The organism is Halorussus marinus (genome assembly GCF_004765795.1).
Lineage (GTDB): Archaea > Halobacteriota > Halobacteria > Halobacteriales > Haladaptataceae > Halorussus > Halorussus marinus.
The window spans coordinates 524,021-538,507 of the sequence record NZ_SBIV01000001.1 but is presented as its reverse complement, the minus strand read 5'-3'; the positions used below and the strand labels follow the sequence as shown (position 1 = coordinate 538,507).

General features: G+C 70.2%; 14 protein-coding genes. 5 read left to right on the top strand and 9 right to left on the bottom strand.

The features are described 5' to 3' along the window. Window positions 1–14: 14 nt before the first annotated feature. From EPY72_RS02755 to EPY72_RS02740, 4 genes are all read right to left on the bottom strand, one after another. Entirely contained in the window at window positions 15–1,595 is a 1,581-nt protein-coding gene (locus tag EPY72_RS02755; RefSeq protein ID WP_135805490.1) for a uracil-xanthine permease family protein, read from the bottom strand. An 81-nt stretch (window positions 1,596–1,676) separates the two neighbouring features. After that, a complete protein-coding gene (locus EPY72_RS19185; protein ID WP_134670638.1) occupies window positions 1,677–2,756 on the bottom strand; it encodes a motility-associated ABC transporter substrate-binding family protein in 1,080 nt (359 codons plus the stop codon). After that, complete coding sequence (locus tag EPY72_RS02745) at window positions 2,743–3,663, bottom strand: S49 family peptidase (protein ID WP_210423480.1); 921 nt, start codon at window positions 3,661–3,663, stop codon at window positions 2,743–2,745. Before EPY72_RS02745 ends, EPY72_RS19185 begins: the two co-directional genes overlap by 14 nt. Then, window positions 3,660–4,325 (bottom strand): sigma-E factor regulatory protein RseB domain-containing protein, encoded by a 666-nt coding sequence (locus EPY72_RS02740; protein ID WP_134670639.1) that lies wholly within the window; start codon window positions 4,323–4,325, stop codon window positions 3,660–3,662. Before EPY72_RS02740 ends, EPY72_RS02745 begins: the two co-directional genes overlap by 4 nt. A gap of 194 nt (window positions 4,326–4,519) precedes the next feature. On the opposite strand from EPY72_RS02740, the gene EPY72_RS02735 reads away from it, so the two are divergent. Continuing rightward, window positions 4,520–5,038, top strand: coding sequence for a cupin domain-containing protein (locus EPY72_RS02735; RefSeq protein WP_135805489.1), 519 nt, complete (start codon window positions 4,520–4,522; stop codon window positions 5,036–5,038). 5 nt (window positions 5,039–5,043) lie between these two features. Here EPY72_RS02735 and EPY72_RS02730 read toward each other — a convergent pair whose 3' ends face one another. Then, window positions 5,044–6,009, bottom strand: a complete 966-nt coding sequence (locus EPY72_RS02730; protein ID WP_135805488.1) for a carbohydrate kinase family protein — start codon at window positions 6,007–6,009, stop codon at window positions 5,044–5,046. A gap of 127 nt (window positions 6,010–6,136) precedes the next feature. Between EPY72_RS02730 and EPY72_RS02725 the strand changes: the two genes are divergently transcribed. Next, window positions 6,137–6,829, top strand: coding sequence for a cupredoxin domain-containing protein (locus EPY72_RS02725; protein ID WP_135805487.1), 693 nt, complete (start codon window positions 6,137–6,139; stop codon window positions 6,827–6,829). Window positions 6,830–6,926: 97 nt separating this feature from the next. Here the strand turns inward: EPY72_RS02725 and EPY72_RS02720 are convergent, their stop codons facing one another. From EPY72_RS02720 to EPY72_RS02710, 3 genes are all read right to left on the bottom strand, one after another. Continuing rightward, a complete protein-coding gene (locus tag EPY72_RS02720) occupies window positions 6,927–8,141 on the bottom strand; it encodes a Cdc6/Cdc18 family protein (RefSeq protein ID WP_134670642.1) in 1,215 nt (404 codons plus the stop codon). Window positions 8,142–8,728: 587 nt separating this feature from the next. Then, window positions 8,729–9,337 (bottom strand): plastocyanin/azurin family copper-binding protein, encoded by a 609-nt coding sequence (locus EPY72_RS02715; RefSeq protein WP_135805486.1) that lies wholly within the window; start codon window positions 9,335–9,337, stop codon window positions 8,729–8,731. A gap of 203 nt (window positions 9,338–9,540) precedes the next feature. Continuing rightward, window positions 9,541–10,971, bottom strand: coding sequence for an aldehyde dehydrogenase family protein (locus tag EPY72_RS02710; protein ID WP_135805485.1), 1,431 nt, complete (start codon window positions 10,969–10,971; stop codon window positions 9,541–9,543). Between the two features lie 157 nt (window positions 10,972–11,128). On the opposite strand from EPY72_RS02710, the gene dpsA reads away from it, so the two are divergent. Both dpsA and EPY72_RS02700 read left to right on the top strand, forming a co-directional pair. Continuing rightward, complete coding sequence (dpsA, locus tag EPY72_RS02705; RefSeq protein ID WP_134670645.1) at window positions 11,129–11,665, top strand: DNA starvation/stationary phase protection protein DpsA; 537 nt, start codon at window positions 11,129–11,131, stop codon at window positions 11,663–11,665. A gap of 84 nt (window positions 11,666–11,749) precedes the next feature. Continuing rightward, entirely contained in the window at window positions 11,750–12,550 is an 801-nt protein-coding gene (locus tag EPY72_RS02700; protein ID WP_135805484.1) for a hypothetical protein, read from the top strand. Between the two features lie 39 nt (window positions 12,551–12,589). Here EPY72_RS02700 and EPY72_RS02695 read toward each other — a convergent pair whose 3' ends face one another. Then, a complete protein-coding gene (locus EPY72_RS02695) occupies window positions 12,590–13,270 on the bottom strand; it encodes a DUF7504 family protein (protein WP_135805483.1) in 681 nt (226 codons plus the stop codon). Between the two features lie 125 nt (window positions 13,271–13,395). Between EPY72_RS02695 and EPY72_RS02690 the strand changes: the two genes are divergently transcribed. After that, window positions 13,396–14,487 (top strand): NADH:flavin oxidoreductase/NADH oxidase, encoded by a 1,092-nt coding sequence (locus EPY72_RS02690; protein ID WP_135805482.1) that lies wholly within the window; start codon window positions 13,396–13,398, stop codon window positions 14,485–14,487.

The following is a 14,487-nucleotide window of genomic DNA, read 5'->3' as shown; positions in this document are numbered from 1 at the left end:
AACTATCCGCGGTGTCAGTCGCCTTTCACGGGGTCGGTGTCGTCGGCGCCGAACCGCTCGAAGGCGGTCCGGAAGTCGCCTTCGTCCTCGGCGATCTCGGCCCACGCCTCCAGTCCGCGCTCGGCGCGGGTCCCCTCGATGGTGTTGTCGAGGACGAACGCGACCAGCCCGCCGACCGCCATGCCGGTGCCCCCGATCACGTAGACGGTGTCGGCGACCAGTTTCGTCCCGAGCACCGGGCCGACCACGGCGACGTTCGCGAGGCTCTGGCGGAAGAAGGCGGCACCGCCCATCCCGTCGGGGGCCGCGGCCGCGACGTTGCCCATGTAGGCCGGGACCGCGAGCCCCGCGAACAGCGAGACGCCGATGACGTAGATGTTGCGCGAGGAGTCGAGGTCGACGTACTTCAGGTTCGAGAGCCCGACCGCGACGATCTGGCCGAACATGGCGACGTAGAGCCCGCCGACCACCGGGTCGGGGATCGACCGGATCGCGGCCCCGAAGTAGCCCACGAACCCGACCCCGACCATCACGACCGCTCCGACCTGCACCACGTACCGCGAGGCGACCCCCGTCAGGCCGATCGCGCCGATGTTCTCCGAGTAGGACGTCGAGCCGCTCGCGCCCATCAGCCCGGAGAAGACGTTCATCAGCCCCTCCATGCCGATGCCGTGGTCGATGCGCTTCTCGCTTGGCGCGCCGACGCCCGACAGGCGCGCGACGGCGTGGTAGTCCCCGAAGCTCTCGATGATCGAGGCCCCGACCCCCGCGAGCATCCCGATGGCGAGCGACGCCTCGAACTGGGGCATTCCCCACTGGAGCGGGTACGGGACGACCACCGCGGGCGCCTCGAAGATCCCCGTCACGTCGACGTACCCCGAGGTGCCGGGGACGTAGACGCCGGCCAGCGAGAGTGCGACCGCGAGAGCGTAGGCCGCGACGACGCCCAGCAACACCGGGAACAGCGCGAACACCCGGCTCCGGGAGTCGAGGTACTGCGAGAACAGAGTGATGAGCGCGAGCGTCACGAACAACAGCGGCCAGTTCTGTGTCGCCGCGGTGACCTGCGGCGCGTCGAACAGCGAGAGCCCGATGAGCGCGATGGTCGGTCCGATGACGACCGGCGAGAGATACCGCCTGAGCCGTCCGAGCAGTCCGAAGTAGCCGATCGCGACCTCGAACAGCGACGCGACGATGATCGCTCCTTGGAGGCCGAGCAGTGCGGCCCGCCAGTCGGCCATCCCAGTCGGATTCGTGGCCTGTACCACGCCGACGACCGCGAGCGCGGGCGCGAGCATCGAGAACGGCGCCCCCTGCACGATCGGGTAGCGGTTGCCGAGCGTCGTCTGGGCGAGCGTCGCGATCCCCGACACCACGAAGAAGGTCCCGATGAACCGGGGCCACAGCGGTTCGGGCATTCCCAGCGCCCCCGCGAGGATGAGCGGGACCGCGATGTTGGCCCCGACCATGGTGAGGTAGTGTTGCACGCCGAGCAGGATCGACTCCCCCAGCGGCGGTCGCTCATCGATGCCGTAGTCGACGAAGTCGGATTCGGTCGGCTCCGACCCCGCGTCGCGTTCGTGGTTCTCGGTCACGGTTCTGACTCGGTTACCACAGCATCCGAAGACCGGATACAAAAGCGGCGCGACTGATCGTCGGGGCCGCGGGACCGACAGTCAGCCCGAGGTGGCGTTGGTCGTCTGATTGCCCGTCTGGGGCGGCGTCACGCCGCCGGGTCCGAGTTCGGGCACACCGCTGGATCCGCCCGCGGGGGCCGGAGCCTCCGCGGTCTTTTCGCCGGTCACGAGGAAGCCGGCGACGTTGCCGACCAGTCGGTCGTTGTCGCCGACCGTCGCGGTCGCGGGCGCGAGGAAGTCGGTGTCCCCGATCGCGGTCACGTTCCCGGCGCGCGCGGCGACGGTGTAGTTCCCGGCCCGACGCGTCGACGAGAGGCGAGCGTCCGCGGCCGCGAGCACCGGCTCGGCGTCGGGGCCGGTCGCGATCGCCGCGGCGTCCCGGAGGACGACCCGGTCCGCGCCGGTCGCGAGCGGTCCGTCGCCCGTCGGCGCGGCGTAGACGCTCTGGAAGTGGTTGGCGTTCTCGGCCATGTCGTAGAGGTAGCCGGCGTCGAACGAGAGATCGAACGCGGCCGCGAGGTTCGTCGGCTGGCCCGGCGTCGCCGACGAACCGCTGGCGCCCCCGAGCGGGATCGGGAGCGAACTGGCACTAGAGGAGGCGGGCGCGCCGGCGGGATCGGCGAGCAACAGCACCCGACCGCCCGCCTCGGCGAAGGCCTCGATGCCGGCGATCTCGTCGGCGGTGTACTCGGTCGCGGGGTTGGCCACGACGAAGGCGTCGGCCGACCTGAGCGTGTCGTTGAACGTCGACTCGCCCGAGCCGCCCGAGAACCCGCCGAGGCCCTGCCCGGCGCCGGCGCCGGTGTGGAACCGGACCTCGTGGCCCTGCGCGATCAGCGCGTCGACGAGCGGTTGGAGATCGCTCTTCTGGACCGCGTTGGCGTGGCTCCGGTCGACGACCACCGTCTTGGGCTCGTCGCCCTCCGGCGCCGTGACCGTCCCGTCGTCGGCGACCGGCGTGGCCGGCAGCGAGTCCGAGGTGAACGCCGGCGCGTCCGGATCGGTGGACGCGTCGGTCGCGTCGCCGAGCAGGACGCCCGCGCCGGCGACGCTCGCCAGCACGACGCCCGCCACGAGCGCGAACGCGACGACGCTCTTCAGGAGCTCAGTTCGTCGCATTCGTACTCACCTCCGCGGTCACGGTGCGGTCGGTCTCCAGTTGCCCGTGGAGCATCAGATACTGGACGGTGTCGACTCCCGCGTACCCGAAGGTGGCGCGGGTGGTCGGCCCGTCGCTGGCCGTGGCGTTCAGCCCGAGTTGCCCGAGCACGCTCGGGGCCGGCGACTCCATCCGGACGGTCCGGTAGTTCGCGAGGTCCGCGCGGTCGGCGGCGGCCCCGATGGCGGCGTCGACGCCGCCGACCTCGTCGGCGAGGCCGACCTCGATGCCCCGGGACCCCGAGTAGAGCTTCGCGTACGAGAGCTCCTCGGCGGTGAGATCGAGTGCGTCGCCGCGCTCTTCGAGGACCGATCCGACGAACGCGCGCCGGAGGGTCTCGACCCGGCGCCGGACCTCGGCCTCGGTCGCGGTCGAACGCTTGTCGGGACCGGTCGTGATCTCGCCGGCCGGCCCGCCTCCCGATGGCAGGAGCGCGCGCACGCCGACGCTACCCACGCTGCCCGCGGGCGAGACGAAGATCCGATCGGCCGGGACGGCGGCGTAGTAGCCGCCCGAGGCCGCCGAGCCGGTCACGCTCGCGACGACCGGCATCGTCTGTTGGGTCCGCTTGACCGCGAGGTAGAGCTGTTCGCTGGCGGCCGCCGAGCCGCCGCGACTGTTGACGTCGAGCGCGACCGCCTCGATGGAGTCGTTCTGGCGGGCCTCGCGCAGGTCGTCGACCGCCGCGGTGGCGGTGTCGCCGGTGATCGTGCCGTGGACCTCCACGACAGCGACGGTGCCGTCGGGCGCCGTCGCGGCGTTCCACGCGTACGGCGCGGCTCCGGCTCCGACCAGCAGTCCGATCACGCCGAAGACGACGATCGGGCCGCCGAGGCGATCGAGTAGTCCGGAGTCGTCGGGTTTCACGCCGCGACACCTCCTTGGGCGGCGGTGGCGTTGGCGGCGGTCACCGACGTGTTGGTGAACCGGATCGTCTCGGTGACGGTACCGGACTCGCGCTCCCACGTCGACTCGATCCGGAGCGGGACGCGGCGTTCGGCGTCGATCCAGATCCGGCGCTCGGCCGGCCGGTCGGTCGTCGCGTTCGTGGGGTCGATCGAGAGGACGACCGCGGCGCGGTCGCCGACGACCGCGGTCCCGCGGTAGGTCACGTTGTGCGATTCGACGAGCCGGCCGGCGAACGCGCCGTAGGAGGCCGGCGTCTCGGCGCCGGGGGTCGCGGTCGCCGCCGCGTCGGTCGAGAGCAGCGTCGCCGGCGAGGGGTCCTCGACGACGGTGACGGTGCCCGCGTCGGGGCCTGTCTGGTGGGCGATCCGGAGCGACTCGCCCTTCTCGAAGCGGACCGTGGCCCGCGTCGTCCGGGTCGTCTCGCCGACCGAGACGGTGCGTTCGATCGTGGTTGTGTACTCGTCGAGCGCGTCGTAGCGCGCCTCGACCTGCTGTGCGACCGACTCGGGGTCGTCGACGGCCGTCCCGGCCGGGCCGAGACAGCCGGCGGTCAGGAGGAGCCCGACGACGCCGAGCACCGAAACGGAGCGGCGGGGATCGGGCGGCTGTAGCGGTGACATCCGAATGTCAGTTCTCACTAACGATTTAAAAACGTACCAGTTTCGTATCGGATCATACAGTGTTCGGTCGCCGCACGGACCGTCAGCGTCTCACGAAGAGCGGCTTCCCGATCGGCGAGCGTCGCGACCGGGCCGACGAATCGGCGGTCCCGAGCGAGCCGACAGTTATGTAGCTCGGCTGTGACGTTCCGGGTATGGGACGTATCAACGCCGAACGGATGGACTGGACGAGATTCGAAGCGGGCGACGCGGAGTTCAGACGCAAACAGCTCGGCGAGGCCGCCGGCGGCGACCAGTTGGGGTGTAGCCTCTACGAACTGCCCGCCGGCAAGCGGTCGTGGCCCTACCACTATCACACTCGAAACGAGGAGGCCCTCTACGTCCTCGCCGGGGACGGACGGCTTCGACTCGACGACGAGTCCCTCGCGCTCGCCGCGGGCGACTACGTCGCGCTCCCCGCCGACGAGCGGGGCGCCCACAGGGTGGTCAACGACGGCGACGAACCGCTCCGATATCTGGCGGTGTCGACGATGGACGACCCGGAGGTGACCGTCTACCCCGACTCGGAGAAGCTCGGGGTGTTCGTCGGGTCGCCGCCGGGCGGGAGCGACGACCGGCGCCTCCACGGCTACTACCCGACGGACGCCGACGTCGACTACTGGGCGGGCGAGGCCGGCGAGTCGGACAACGACGACGACGAGCACCGGGACTGAGCCGGCTACGAACCGCGGAACCGCTCGACCCGCTCGCGGGTCGGCAACGCGGCCATCGCGCCCGCCTCGGTGGTCGTGATCGCGGCGACGGCGTTGGCGAACGAGAGAACCCCCGACAGCGACCGCTCGCCGCCGGCCAGCGCCGCCATCGCCCCCGCCGTGAAGGCGTCGCCGGCGCCCGTGGTGTCGACCGGATCGACCGCGTACCCGTCGTGGGCGACGGCGTCGGGCCCCCACGGGGCCGCGTCGGTCGCCCGGGCGAGCGCGCCCGCCTCGCCGCGGCTCACCAGCGCGGTGTGGGGGCCGCGCTCGCAGACCGCCCGGGCGAGCGCGTGGGGGTCGTCGGCGTCGACACCCGCCTCACGGAGGTCCTCGGAGGTCGCTTTCACCACGTCGGCGTGGTCGAACATCTCGGCCGCGCTGTCGGCAAAGGCCCCGCGGTCCGCCCAGAGCTCGGGCCGGGCGTTCGGGTCGAACACGACGGTGCAGTCGCGGGCCGCGGCGCGTTCGGCGAGGTCGAACGTGGCGGTTCGGCCGGGGTCGGCCGCGAGCATCACCCCGCCGACGTACACCCACGCGACCGAGTCGAGGACCGCGTCGGGCACCGTTCCGGGTTCGAGTCGGGTGTCGGCGGTGTCGTTCCGGTAGAACGTGAACGCCCGGTCGGCCGCCTCGTCGTGGCTCACGAACGCCAGCGCGGTCCGGGCGTCCGGATCGCGCTCGACGAACCGGTCGGGGACGCCGTTCGCCGCGAGCGTCTCGGCGAGGTGGTCGCCGAAGGGGTCGGTGCCCACCCGCGTCCAGAACCACGGCGTCGTCCCGAGGCGAGCCAGCCCGACCGCGACGTTGGCGGGCGCGCCGCCGGCCCGCCGGGCGAAGTTCTCGACGTCGGCGAGCCGGGCGGGTCGGTCCGGGAGGAAGTCGACGAGCGCCTCGCCGGCGACCAGCACCGCGGGCTCGGAGTCGGTCATAACGCCGAGATTCGGCGGCCAGCCCCTTGGGTTTCGCGGTCGGACACCGGCTCGCGGGGAGAGGCCCCGCCACCGCGAGCCCGTGGTTTCTTGTCCCGGTGTGGCGAACCCCACTGGGGGATGGGTGATGAACGGAACCACGAACCACGACTCACAGCGGGGCGCGCCGTCGACGACCGAGCGAGAAGCGACGCCGTCGGCGACCGACGACGACGAGCTATCGGGCGAGGGGCAAGTGACTCGCCGGACGTTCCTTCGCGCGACGGGCGGGGCCGCGGCCGCCGCGGGCGCGGCGACGGCCGCGAGCGGCGAGGGTGCGGCCCAGACCGAGACGTACCGCTTCGGCGGGCACGTCCCCGGGTGGGAGGCCCGCGCCCCGGAGTCGATCGCCGGGGAGACGAATCCGACGCTCGAACTGGAGGCCGGCACCGAGTACGAGGTCGTCTGGGAGAACCTCGACGGGGTGATCCACAACTTCGTGGTACGGACCGAGGACGGCGAAGAGCTGGCCAGCACCGAGGACGTGACTCAGGAGGGCGCGACCGCGTCGGTGACGTTCACCGCGACGCCCGCGATGGCCGAGTACATCTGCATCTACCACCAGTCGACCATGGTCGGGGACATCGAAGTCGAGGGCGAGGCGGGAGCCGGGGCCGGCGCCCGAGCGGACGCGGACGAGGCCGCCGACGGGGCGGTTCCGCTCGAAATCCTCGCGGTCGCCGGCTCGGTGCTGGTCCTGTTCCTCTCGCCGCTCCTGTTCGCGCTGTTCCTGTTGACGCGGCGCCAGCGCGACGGACAGGAGGGAGGCGCGCCGAACTGATGTCCGGCGGGCGAGATCGTCACGGACCGAGCCGCGAGCGTGACTCGTGCGTCGGTGGCCGCGAGACCCCTCGCCGTCCTCGTCGCGAGCCGCGCGCCTACAGATATCCTTTCACGCTCGTGTGGACGCCCATCGACTCGAAGGTCTCCTCCAGCGCGTCGAGCACCACCGCGAGGTCCTGCTGGAGGTCGTACTCGCGGTACTTGCCGCCCGCCGATCCCTCGTTGATCTCGGTGACGTTCAGGATGCCGAGCATCGCGAGGTCGTCGAGGTGCTCGCGAAGCCACCGCGCGGTCAGCGAATCCTTGCCCGCGGCGTCGGCCAGCGACTTGTACCGGGTGTAGATGGCCCGCGAGCGGGCGGGCGTGTCGCTCTCGGCTTCGAGAGTCGCCAGCGCGTACACCACCAGCCGCTCGTGGTCGTTGAGATCGGCGATCCCGCGGGCGACCTGCTCGCGTTCCAGCAGTTGGCGGCCCCGCCGGACGTGCTGTTCGGTCACCTGCTCGTCGTTCTCCTCGCGGGCGAGGTCCCCCGCCTTGAGCAGCAGGTCGAGGGCCTTCCGGGCGTCGCCGGACTCTTGGGCGCCGAACGCCGCACAGAGGGGCACCACGTCGTCGGTGAGCACGTCGTCTTTGAACGCGACCTTCCGGCGCTGGTCGAGGACCGCTCGGAGCTCGTTGGCGTCGTACGTCGAAAAGGAGATGGCCCGCTCACAGAGCGACGACCGGACCTTCGGCGAAAGCGAGTCGCGGAAGGTGAGGTCGTTCGAGATGCCGATGAGCCCGATTCGGGCCTCGGTGAGGTTCTCGTTCTCGCGGGCCCGCGAGAGCTGATAGAGGATGGAGTCGTCCTTGAGGTGGTCGATCTCGTCGAGCACGACGAGGATGATGCCGCCGTGGGAGTCGAGTTCCTCCCACATCAGGTCGTACACCTGCGATCGGGAGTAGCCGGTCTCGCTGATGCGGTTCGACGGCGGGCGCAGGGCGTTGACGAGGTGGCTCGCGACCCGATACGAGGAGTTCAGTCCGTCGCAGTTGACGATCTCGGTCCGGACCTCGAGGTCCTCGTACGCCTCGGCGTTCTCGCCGAGCTTGTTCAACAGAAAGCGCGTGGCGGCGGTCTTGCCCACGCCGGCCTTGCCGTAGAGGAAGATGTTGTCGGGCTGTTCGCCGTAGATCGCAGGCTGGAGCGCGCCGTGGTACTCCTCCAGTTCGTCGTCGCGCCCGACCAGCGTGTCGGGCGTGTAGTCGTCGAGTAACGCCTCGCGGTTCGTGTAGGGAGAGTACTCGCGGACGAAGTCGAACGAACCCATAGTACTCGGGTCGGAGTCGGGGCGTGCCCATCAAGCTATCGAAACCACCCGTTCCGCTGATTCCGCTGATTCGTCTGTGGTCGTGATTTAAAAATGACCCCCACCCCGGCGTTCCGCTGAATCGCGCTCGAGGGGTGGGTCCCCCCGAAAACCGGTCCCGGGGACAGAAAGTTTCTTGTAGCAGTCGGTGAAACCATATCCGTACTGTAGTCAATATCGACTATATAGCACGCCCTCGGCATCGACAGCACGCCGAACGACGGCGACGCCCTGACCCCTCCCTCCCGCCGAGCCCCGATTCAGCGGAACGCCGGGGTGGGGGAATTTATAAACGATACCGGACAGACGAAACAGCGGAAACGACGGGTGGCGGCGCTCGCGATCCGCGACGCGGTCGTATCCTCGATGCGGTCGCATCCTCGGCGCAGTCGCTCGCTCGATCACCCTATCCCGCTGTCGGCGGACTGCGCCACTTCCGGTCGGCGGACTGCGACTGCCCCCAGTCGGCGGAGCATCGACTCCCGCAGACACTGCGACGACGACTACCGCACCCAAGCGAACGAGGCCCATCGCGAACGGGCGTCAGACTACTCGGACGTGGTCGTCCCGTCACCGCTCTGGACGGTCACCTCGCCGACCATCGTGTTCGGGTGGACCGGACAGTAGTAGTCGGCGATCTCCTCGGTGGCGACGAAGTGGAACGTCTGGGTCGCGCCCTCCTCGGAGATCTGTTCGGTCTGCTCGATCGCGTCTTCGGGCGGCTCGACGGTCGTCATCTCGCCCGTCGTGGTCTCGGCGGCCGTCGTCGCGGTCGCGGCCTCGGTCGTCGTCCCCTCGCCGGCGGTTCCGGACTCCACGTTCGGGTAGATGACCGCCAGATCGTTGCCGTCGCCGTCGCGGAACGCCCAGTTGTGGGGCTGACCGTCGAGATTCTCCCAGGTGACCTCGTAGACCCGCCCGGCTTCTAACTCGAGTGTCGGGTTTTCGGTGTCGGCGATCGCCTCGGGCGCTCTGCCCTGCCACGCCTGTACTTCGCCGCCGAACCGGTAGGACTCGACGGGTTCGGGGGCCGCCGACTCGGTCGTCGTCTCCTGACCGGCCGCCAGCGCGGAGGTCCCGACGATGGTGCCGGCCGTGATCGTCAGAAACCGTCTGCGCGATGTGCTACTGCTGTTCGACGCTTTTTCTTCGGTCATGGCTCCACCAGTGGGAGTAGCGTCGGCCCAATAAACGGCCACAGTCGTTCGGGGCACAACGGAGCGTAACGGAACGCGAAACCGGACGTTTCTCGCGTGAACGACGCCTAACGGACCGGCTAAAGCGCGCGCGACGCCGCCGCCGAAACTCTACCTCCGATTACCACCGAGCGTCGTCGAGCGGCGTCGGGCGAAATTACCGATTACAGCACGATGCTCTTCTCGCGGACCATCTCCTCGATGGTGACGTAGAGGCCCTGCCGGCCGATGCCGGAGGCTTCGTTGCCGCCGAACGGGATGTCGCCGAGTCCGTGGCTCGGGGCGCCGTTGATGCGGACTGCCCCGGCGTCGAGGCGGTCGGCGAGGTCCATCGCGCGCTCGTGGTCGTTGGTGAACACCGACGCGTCGAGCGCGAGGTCGCCGCGGTTTGCGATCTCGACGGCCGCGTCCTCGGTGTCGAACGCGGTCACCGCCGCCACCGGCCCGAACTGCTCCTCGTGGACGATCCGGGCGTCGTGGGGCACGTTCGCCAGCAGGGTGGGCTCGAAGTCGATTCCGTCGCGCTCGCCGCCCCGGACCAGATCCGCGCCCTTCTCGACGGCGTCCTCGACCAGTTTTTGGACCCACTCGGCCTGTCCCTCGTTGATGAGCGGCCCCATCGTCGTCTCCTCCTCGAAGAGGTCGCCGGGCCGCCAGGCGTCCATCTCGGCTTCGAGCAGGTCGACGACCTCGTCGTGGATCGACTCGTGGGCGAGCACCCGACTCACCGCCGAGCACCGCTGGCCCGCGTACTTGAACGACCCCTTCGCGCACTGACCGGCCACGTCCGGGAGGTCGGCGTCGGGGAAGACGACCGCCGGCGCGTTCCCGCCCAGCTCCATGTGGAGGTTCACCATGCCACTCTCTTTGGCGACGTGCTTGCCGGCGGCGCTCGATCCCGTCATCGAGATCGTGTTGACGCGGTCGTCGCCCGCCAGCACGTCGCCGATGTCGCTCGCCTTTCCGGGGACGAAGTTGAACGCGCCGTCGGGGAGATCGAGTTCGGACATCACGTCGGCGAGGATCGCGGCGCTGACCGGCGTGTCGCTCGCGGGCTTGAGGATCACGGCGTTGCCGGCGGCCAGCGCGGGCGCGACCGACAGCGCGGTTGTCGAGAGGGGGTAGTTGTACGGCGTGATCGCGAGCACGGTGCCGACCGGCTCGTGTTTGACGATGGCCTCCCAGCCCTCGTGGCCCGCGGTGGTGCCCTCGCGGTACTCGCCTTTGAGCGCCCGTATCTCCTCTTTGGCCCGGCGGAACCGCTCGGCGGCCGACTCGACCTCGCCGCGCGCCGAGGAGATCGGTTTGCCGGCCTCGCGCACGATGACCTCCGCGAGTTCCTCCTTGCGGGCGAGCAGTCGGTCGGCGATCTCGTCCATCCAGTCGGCACGCCGGGGGATCGTGGTCTCGCGCATCGCCGACCGGGCGCGCTCGGCCGCCGCCAGCGCGGCGTCGGCCTGCTCGGGGTTCGCGGCCGCCACCCGCGCGAACGCACCGCCGTCAGCGAGGTCGGTGACTTCGAGCACGTCGTCGGCGTCGCGCCAGTCGCCGTCGATGTAGAGGCGCTCCCGACGCTGTAGTGGCTGTTGTGACATAGCCGCCTCTTGGGCCCGCGTGCGTAAAATATTTACTCAAACTCGGATTAACGAACTGTCGGACCGCCGACCTACCCGATCCCGGGTCGAGGCGCCGACCCGAGCGGCGCACACGCTTAAGCGTCCTCGCGTCGTCTCCCTGTCGGGGAGAGACAACATGAGCCAGCAACGACAGGAGATTCGCAGGCAGGCCGGAACGGTCGAACCGAACCCGGTCCGGCTCGACACCGGGAAGGCCGAACAGATCGTCGAGGCGCTGAACGCCGACCTCGCGGCGACGTACGTCCTGTACCATCAACTTCGAAAACACCACTGGAACGTCGCGGGCGCCCAGTACCGGTCGCTCCACCTGTTCTTGGGCGAAGCCGCCGAGGACGCCGAGGAGAACGCCGACGAGATCGCCGAGCGCGTACAGGCACTCGGGGGCGTCCCCGTCAGCGGTCCGGCCGCGCTCGAACGCCACAGCCCCGTCCCGTTCGAGGGCGAGGACGTCTACGACGTCCGCACCTCGCTCGGGCACGACCTCGACGCGTACGGCGACATCATCGAGAGCGTCAGCAGCCACATCGAACTCGCCGAGAGCCTCGGCGATCACGCGACCGGCGAGATACTGCGCGAACAGCTCGTCGGGATCGAAGAGTACGCCCACGAGATCGACCACTTCCTCGAAGAGGACTCGCTCACGCTCTGGTGACCGTCGGGGGTCGGCGTTCTCGGCGGTGATAATCCGGCGGACGTTTATACCCCATCGGAGACACGTCTCGACCGAGTAGCCGCCATGGTGTCGAAGGCGTTCTTCACGGGCTCGAAGTACCTCGTGGAGGACAACGACGGGCGACAGGACTTCCTGCGGTACGACGGCGAGCGGTTCCTCTCGTCGCTCGCGTCGGCGGGCCGAACCGCGTTGCGCGCGCCGATCGGCGACGGCGAGCGCACGTCGCCGGACGCCGACGACCCCGACGAACTGAAGACGGCGTACCTCAAGGCGCTCGTCGGGCTCAACCGACGCTACTTCGCGGCCCGCGAGTACGAGTCCGAGGCGACCGGGAAGTACTACAAACACGACCAGCGCGCCGAGCGGCGCTTCCGGATCGAGACCGCAGAGCGGTTCAGCGACGCGGCCGAGGATCTCCGAACGGTCCTCGCGGCCCACGACGCGCTCTCCGAGGCCGCGGCCGACCGAGCCGAACGCGCGGGCCCGGACCGCCGCGAGCGTCTCGTCGCGTTCCGGTCGGCGCTCGTGGGCTGTACCGACGGGGCCGTCAGCGACGCGTGGTTCCCGACCGTCCAAGCGTACTACTACAGCCTCAGCCCCCGCGAGCTGGTCGCCGAAGACCGCGAGCGACGCAAGCAACGCATCGAAGGCACCGAGAGCTCCCGGGGTGTCGCCCAACTCCTCGCCAAGCCTCACTTCCGGAAGCTGACCCGACGGGACGTCCGGCGGATTCGCGAGCTCAACCGCGAGTCGCCGGGCACCGATCCCGGCGTCTGGAAGCGCCTGAACCGCGACTACTGGTGGTATCTCACACGCGAGCGCTCGGAGTCGACCGGCGACGACGGCTCGATGGCCGATCCGTAGCCGTCGGCCGCCTCGATCCGGAATCTCGACTTCGGCGTCTCAGAGCCGAATCCAGCCGGTGTCCATCCCGTCGACGCGCCACCGCTGTTCGACGCCGTCTCGGGCGCGCCGAACCTCGACCGTGCCGTCGAACAGGGCCGCCAGCGCGTCGCGGTCGTACCGACCCGGCAAGTGGTAGTGGCCCATCCCGTCGACGCGCTCGACGGTCTCGGTGACTCCGAGCAGGAATCGCCGGGCGTCCCGAACCCCGTGGCCGTCGACCACCGGCGCGAGCGAGTCGAAACAGAGCCGAAGCCGCGCGGGCGAGCGTCGTTCGGCGCCCGACGCGAGCGCCTCGACGGTCTCCGCGACCGCGGCGCCCAGCGCGCGGAGGTCTGCCGATTCGACGGTCACGTCCCGGTCCAGCGAGTCGGCGGACGCCGACGAGCCGCCGGCCGCGTCGCGACCGCCCGGCCGCCAGACCACCACCGCCGCGGCGTCTCGGGTCCGGTCCTCGTCGATGGCGTCGAGGCGGTCCCTGGCGCTCGATCGGTCGGCGTCGGCCGCCACGAACACCCGGTAGCGCGGTCCGGCGCTCGAATCCCCGAGGAGTCGCCGGCAGGCCGACGCCCCACCCGCGTCGCCGACGACCAACACGTTACACCCCTCGCGTTTCAGTTCCAGCAGTCGCCGCCTGAACCGGCCCAACTCCGCCTCGCCGGTTCGTTGCTCCCCACCCATCGATTCACCAATGACGGCGAACCCTACAATAAGTATTTCCCCGCCGCGAAATACCGCGACCGAACTCTCGGCAAGTTCGGTGGAAAGCCGAGGCCTTTCGAGGGGGGAGCGCCGAGGGTCACCCGATGACCGACGATCTGTTCGCCCCGTTGACGATTCGAGAGACGACCGTCCGAAACCGCGTGATGGTCTCGCCGATGTGTCAGTACTCGTGTGACACCGACGGGCTCGCGACCGACTGGCACGAGGTCCACCTCGGGAGTCGGGCCACCGGCGGCGCCGGTATCGTGATGACCGAGGCCACCGCGGTCGAGCCCCGCGGACGCATCACGCCCAACGACCTCGGCATCTGGAGCGACGAGCACGCCGAGGCGCTCGCGCCGATCACCGACTTCATCGCCGACCGGGGCGCGACCTCCGCGATCCAGTTGGCCCACGCCGGCCGAAAAGCCAGCAAGACCCGACCGTGGGACGGTAGCGACCCCCTGAGTCCCGACGAGGGCGGGTGGGAGACGCTGGCGCCGAGCGCGACGCCGTACCCCTACGAGGAGGGCCGCGCCGAGACGCGGAAGATGGATCGCGACGACGTCGACGGGCTCGTCGAGGACTTCGCGGTCGCGGCCGAGCGCGCTCTCGATGCGGGCTTCGACGTCGCCGAGGTTCACGCCGCCCACGGCTACCTGCTCCACGAGTTTCTCTCGCCGGTCACCAACGACCGCGACGACGAGTACGGCGGCGACTTCGAGGGCCGGACTCGACTCCTCCGGGAGGTCACCGCGGCGGTCCGGGAGGTGTGGCCCGACGACCGGCCCGTCTTCGTCCGCGTCTCGGCCAGCGACTGGCTCCCCGACCGCGAATCGTGGACCGTCGAGGACACCGCCCGGCTCGGCCCCCTGCTCGCGGAGGCCGGCGCCGACCTGATCGACGTGAGCTCGGGCGGCGTCCATCCCGACCAGCAGATCCCCCAGACCGGCCCGAACTACCAGGTGCGGTACGCCGAGCGCGTCGCCGAGAACACCGACGCGCTCGTGGGCGCCGTGGGCGGCATCACCGAGCCGGCGCAGGCCGACGCCCTGATCCGGAACGGCCGGGCCGACCTCGCGATCGTCGGCCGCGAGCACCTCCGGGACCCGTACTTCGCGCTCCACGCCGCCGAGGCGCTCGGCGCGACCGACCGCGTCGAGGTGCCGGTTCAGTACCGCCGCGGGTTCCAGTAA

Coding starts and splice junctions, on each gene's coding strand:
- EPY72_RS02690 (WP_135805482.1), top strand. CDS start 13,396: ATGACCGACGATCTGTTCGCCCCGTTGACGATTCGAGAGACGACCGTC.
- EPY72_RS19185 (WP_134670638.1), bottom strand. CDS start 2,756: ATGCGACGAACTGAGCTCCTGAAGAGCGTCGTCGCGTTCGCGCTCGTG.
- EPY72_RS02720 (WP_134670642.1), bottom strand. CDS start 8,141: ATGGGTTCGTTCGACTTCGTCCGCGAGTACTCTCCCTACACGAACCGC.
- EPY72_RS02695 (WP_135805483.1), bottom strand. CDS start 13,270: ATGGGTGGGGAGCAACGAACCGGCGAGGCGGAGTTGGGCCGGTTCAGG.
- EPY72_RS02735 (WP_135805489.1), top strand. CDS start 4,520: ATGGGACGTATCAACGCCGAACGGATGGACTGGACGAGATTCGAAGCG.
- dpsA (WP_134670645.1), top strand. CDS start 11,129: ATGAGCCAGCAACGACAGGAGATTCGCAGGCAGGCCGGAACGGTCGAA.
- EPY72_RS02710 (WP_135805485.1), bottom strand. CDS start 10,971: ATGTCACAACAGCCACTACAGCGTCGGGAGCGCCTCTACATCGACGGC.
- EPY72_RS02700 (WP_135805484.1), top strand. CDS start 11,750: ATGGTGTCGAAGGCGTTCTTCACGGGCTCGAAGTACCTCGTGGAGGAC.
- EPY72_RS02740 (WP_134670639.1), bottom strand. CDS start 4,325: ATGTCACCGCTACAGCCGCCCGATCCCCGCCGCTCCGTTTCGGTGCTC.
- EPY72_RS02730 (WP_135805488.1), bottom strand. CDS start 6,009: ATGACCGACTCCGAGCCCGCGGTGCTGGTCGCCGGCGAGGCGCTCGTC.
- EPY72_RS02725 (WP_135805487.1), top strand. CDS start 6,137: ATGAACGGAACCACGAACCACGACTCACAGCGGGGCGCGCCGTCGACG.
- EPY72_RS02715 (WP_135805486.1), bottom strand. CDS start 9,337: ATGACCGAAGAAAAAGCGTCGAACAGCAGTAGCACATCGCGCAGACGG.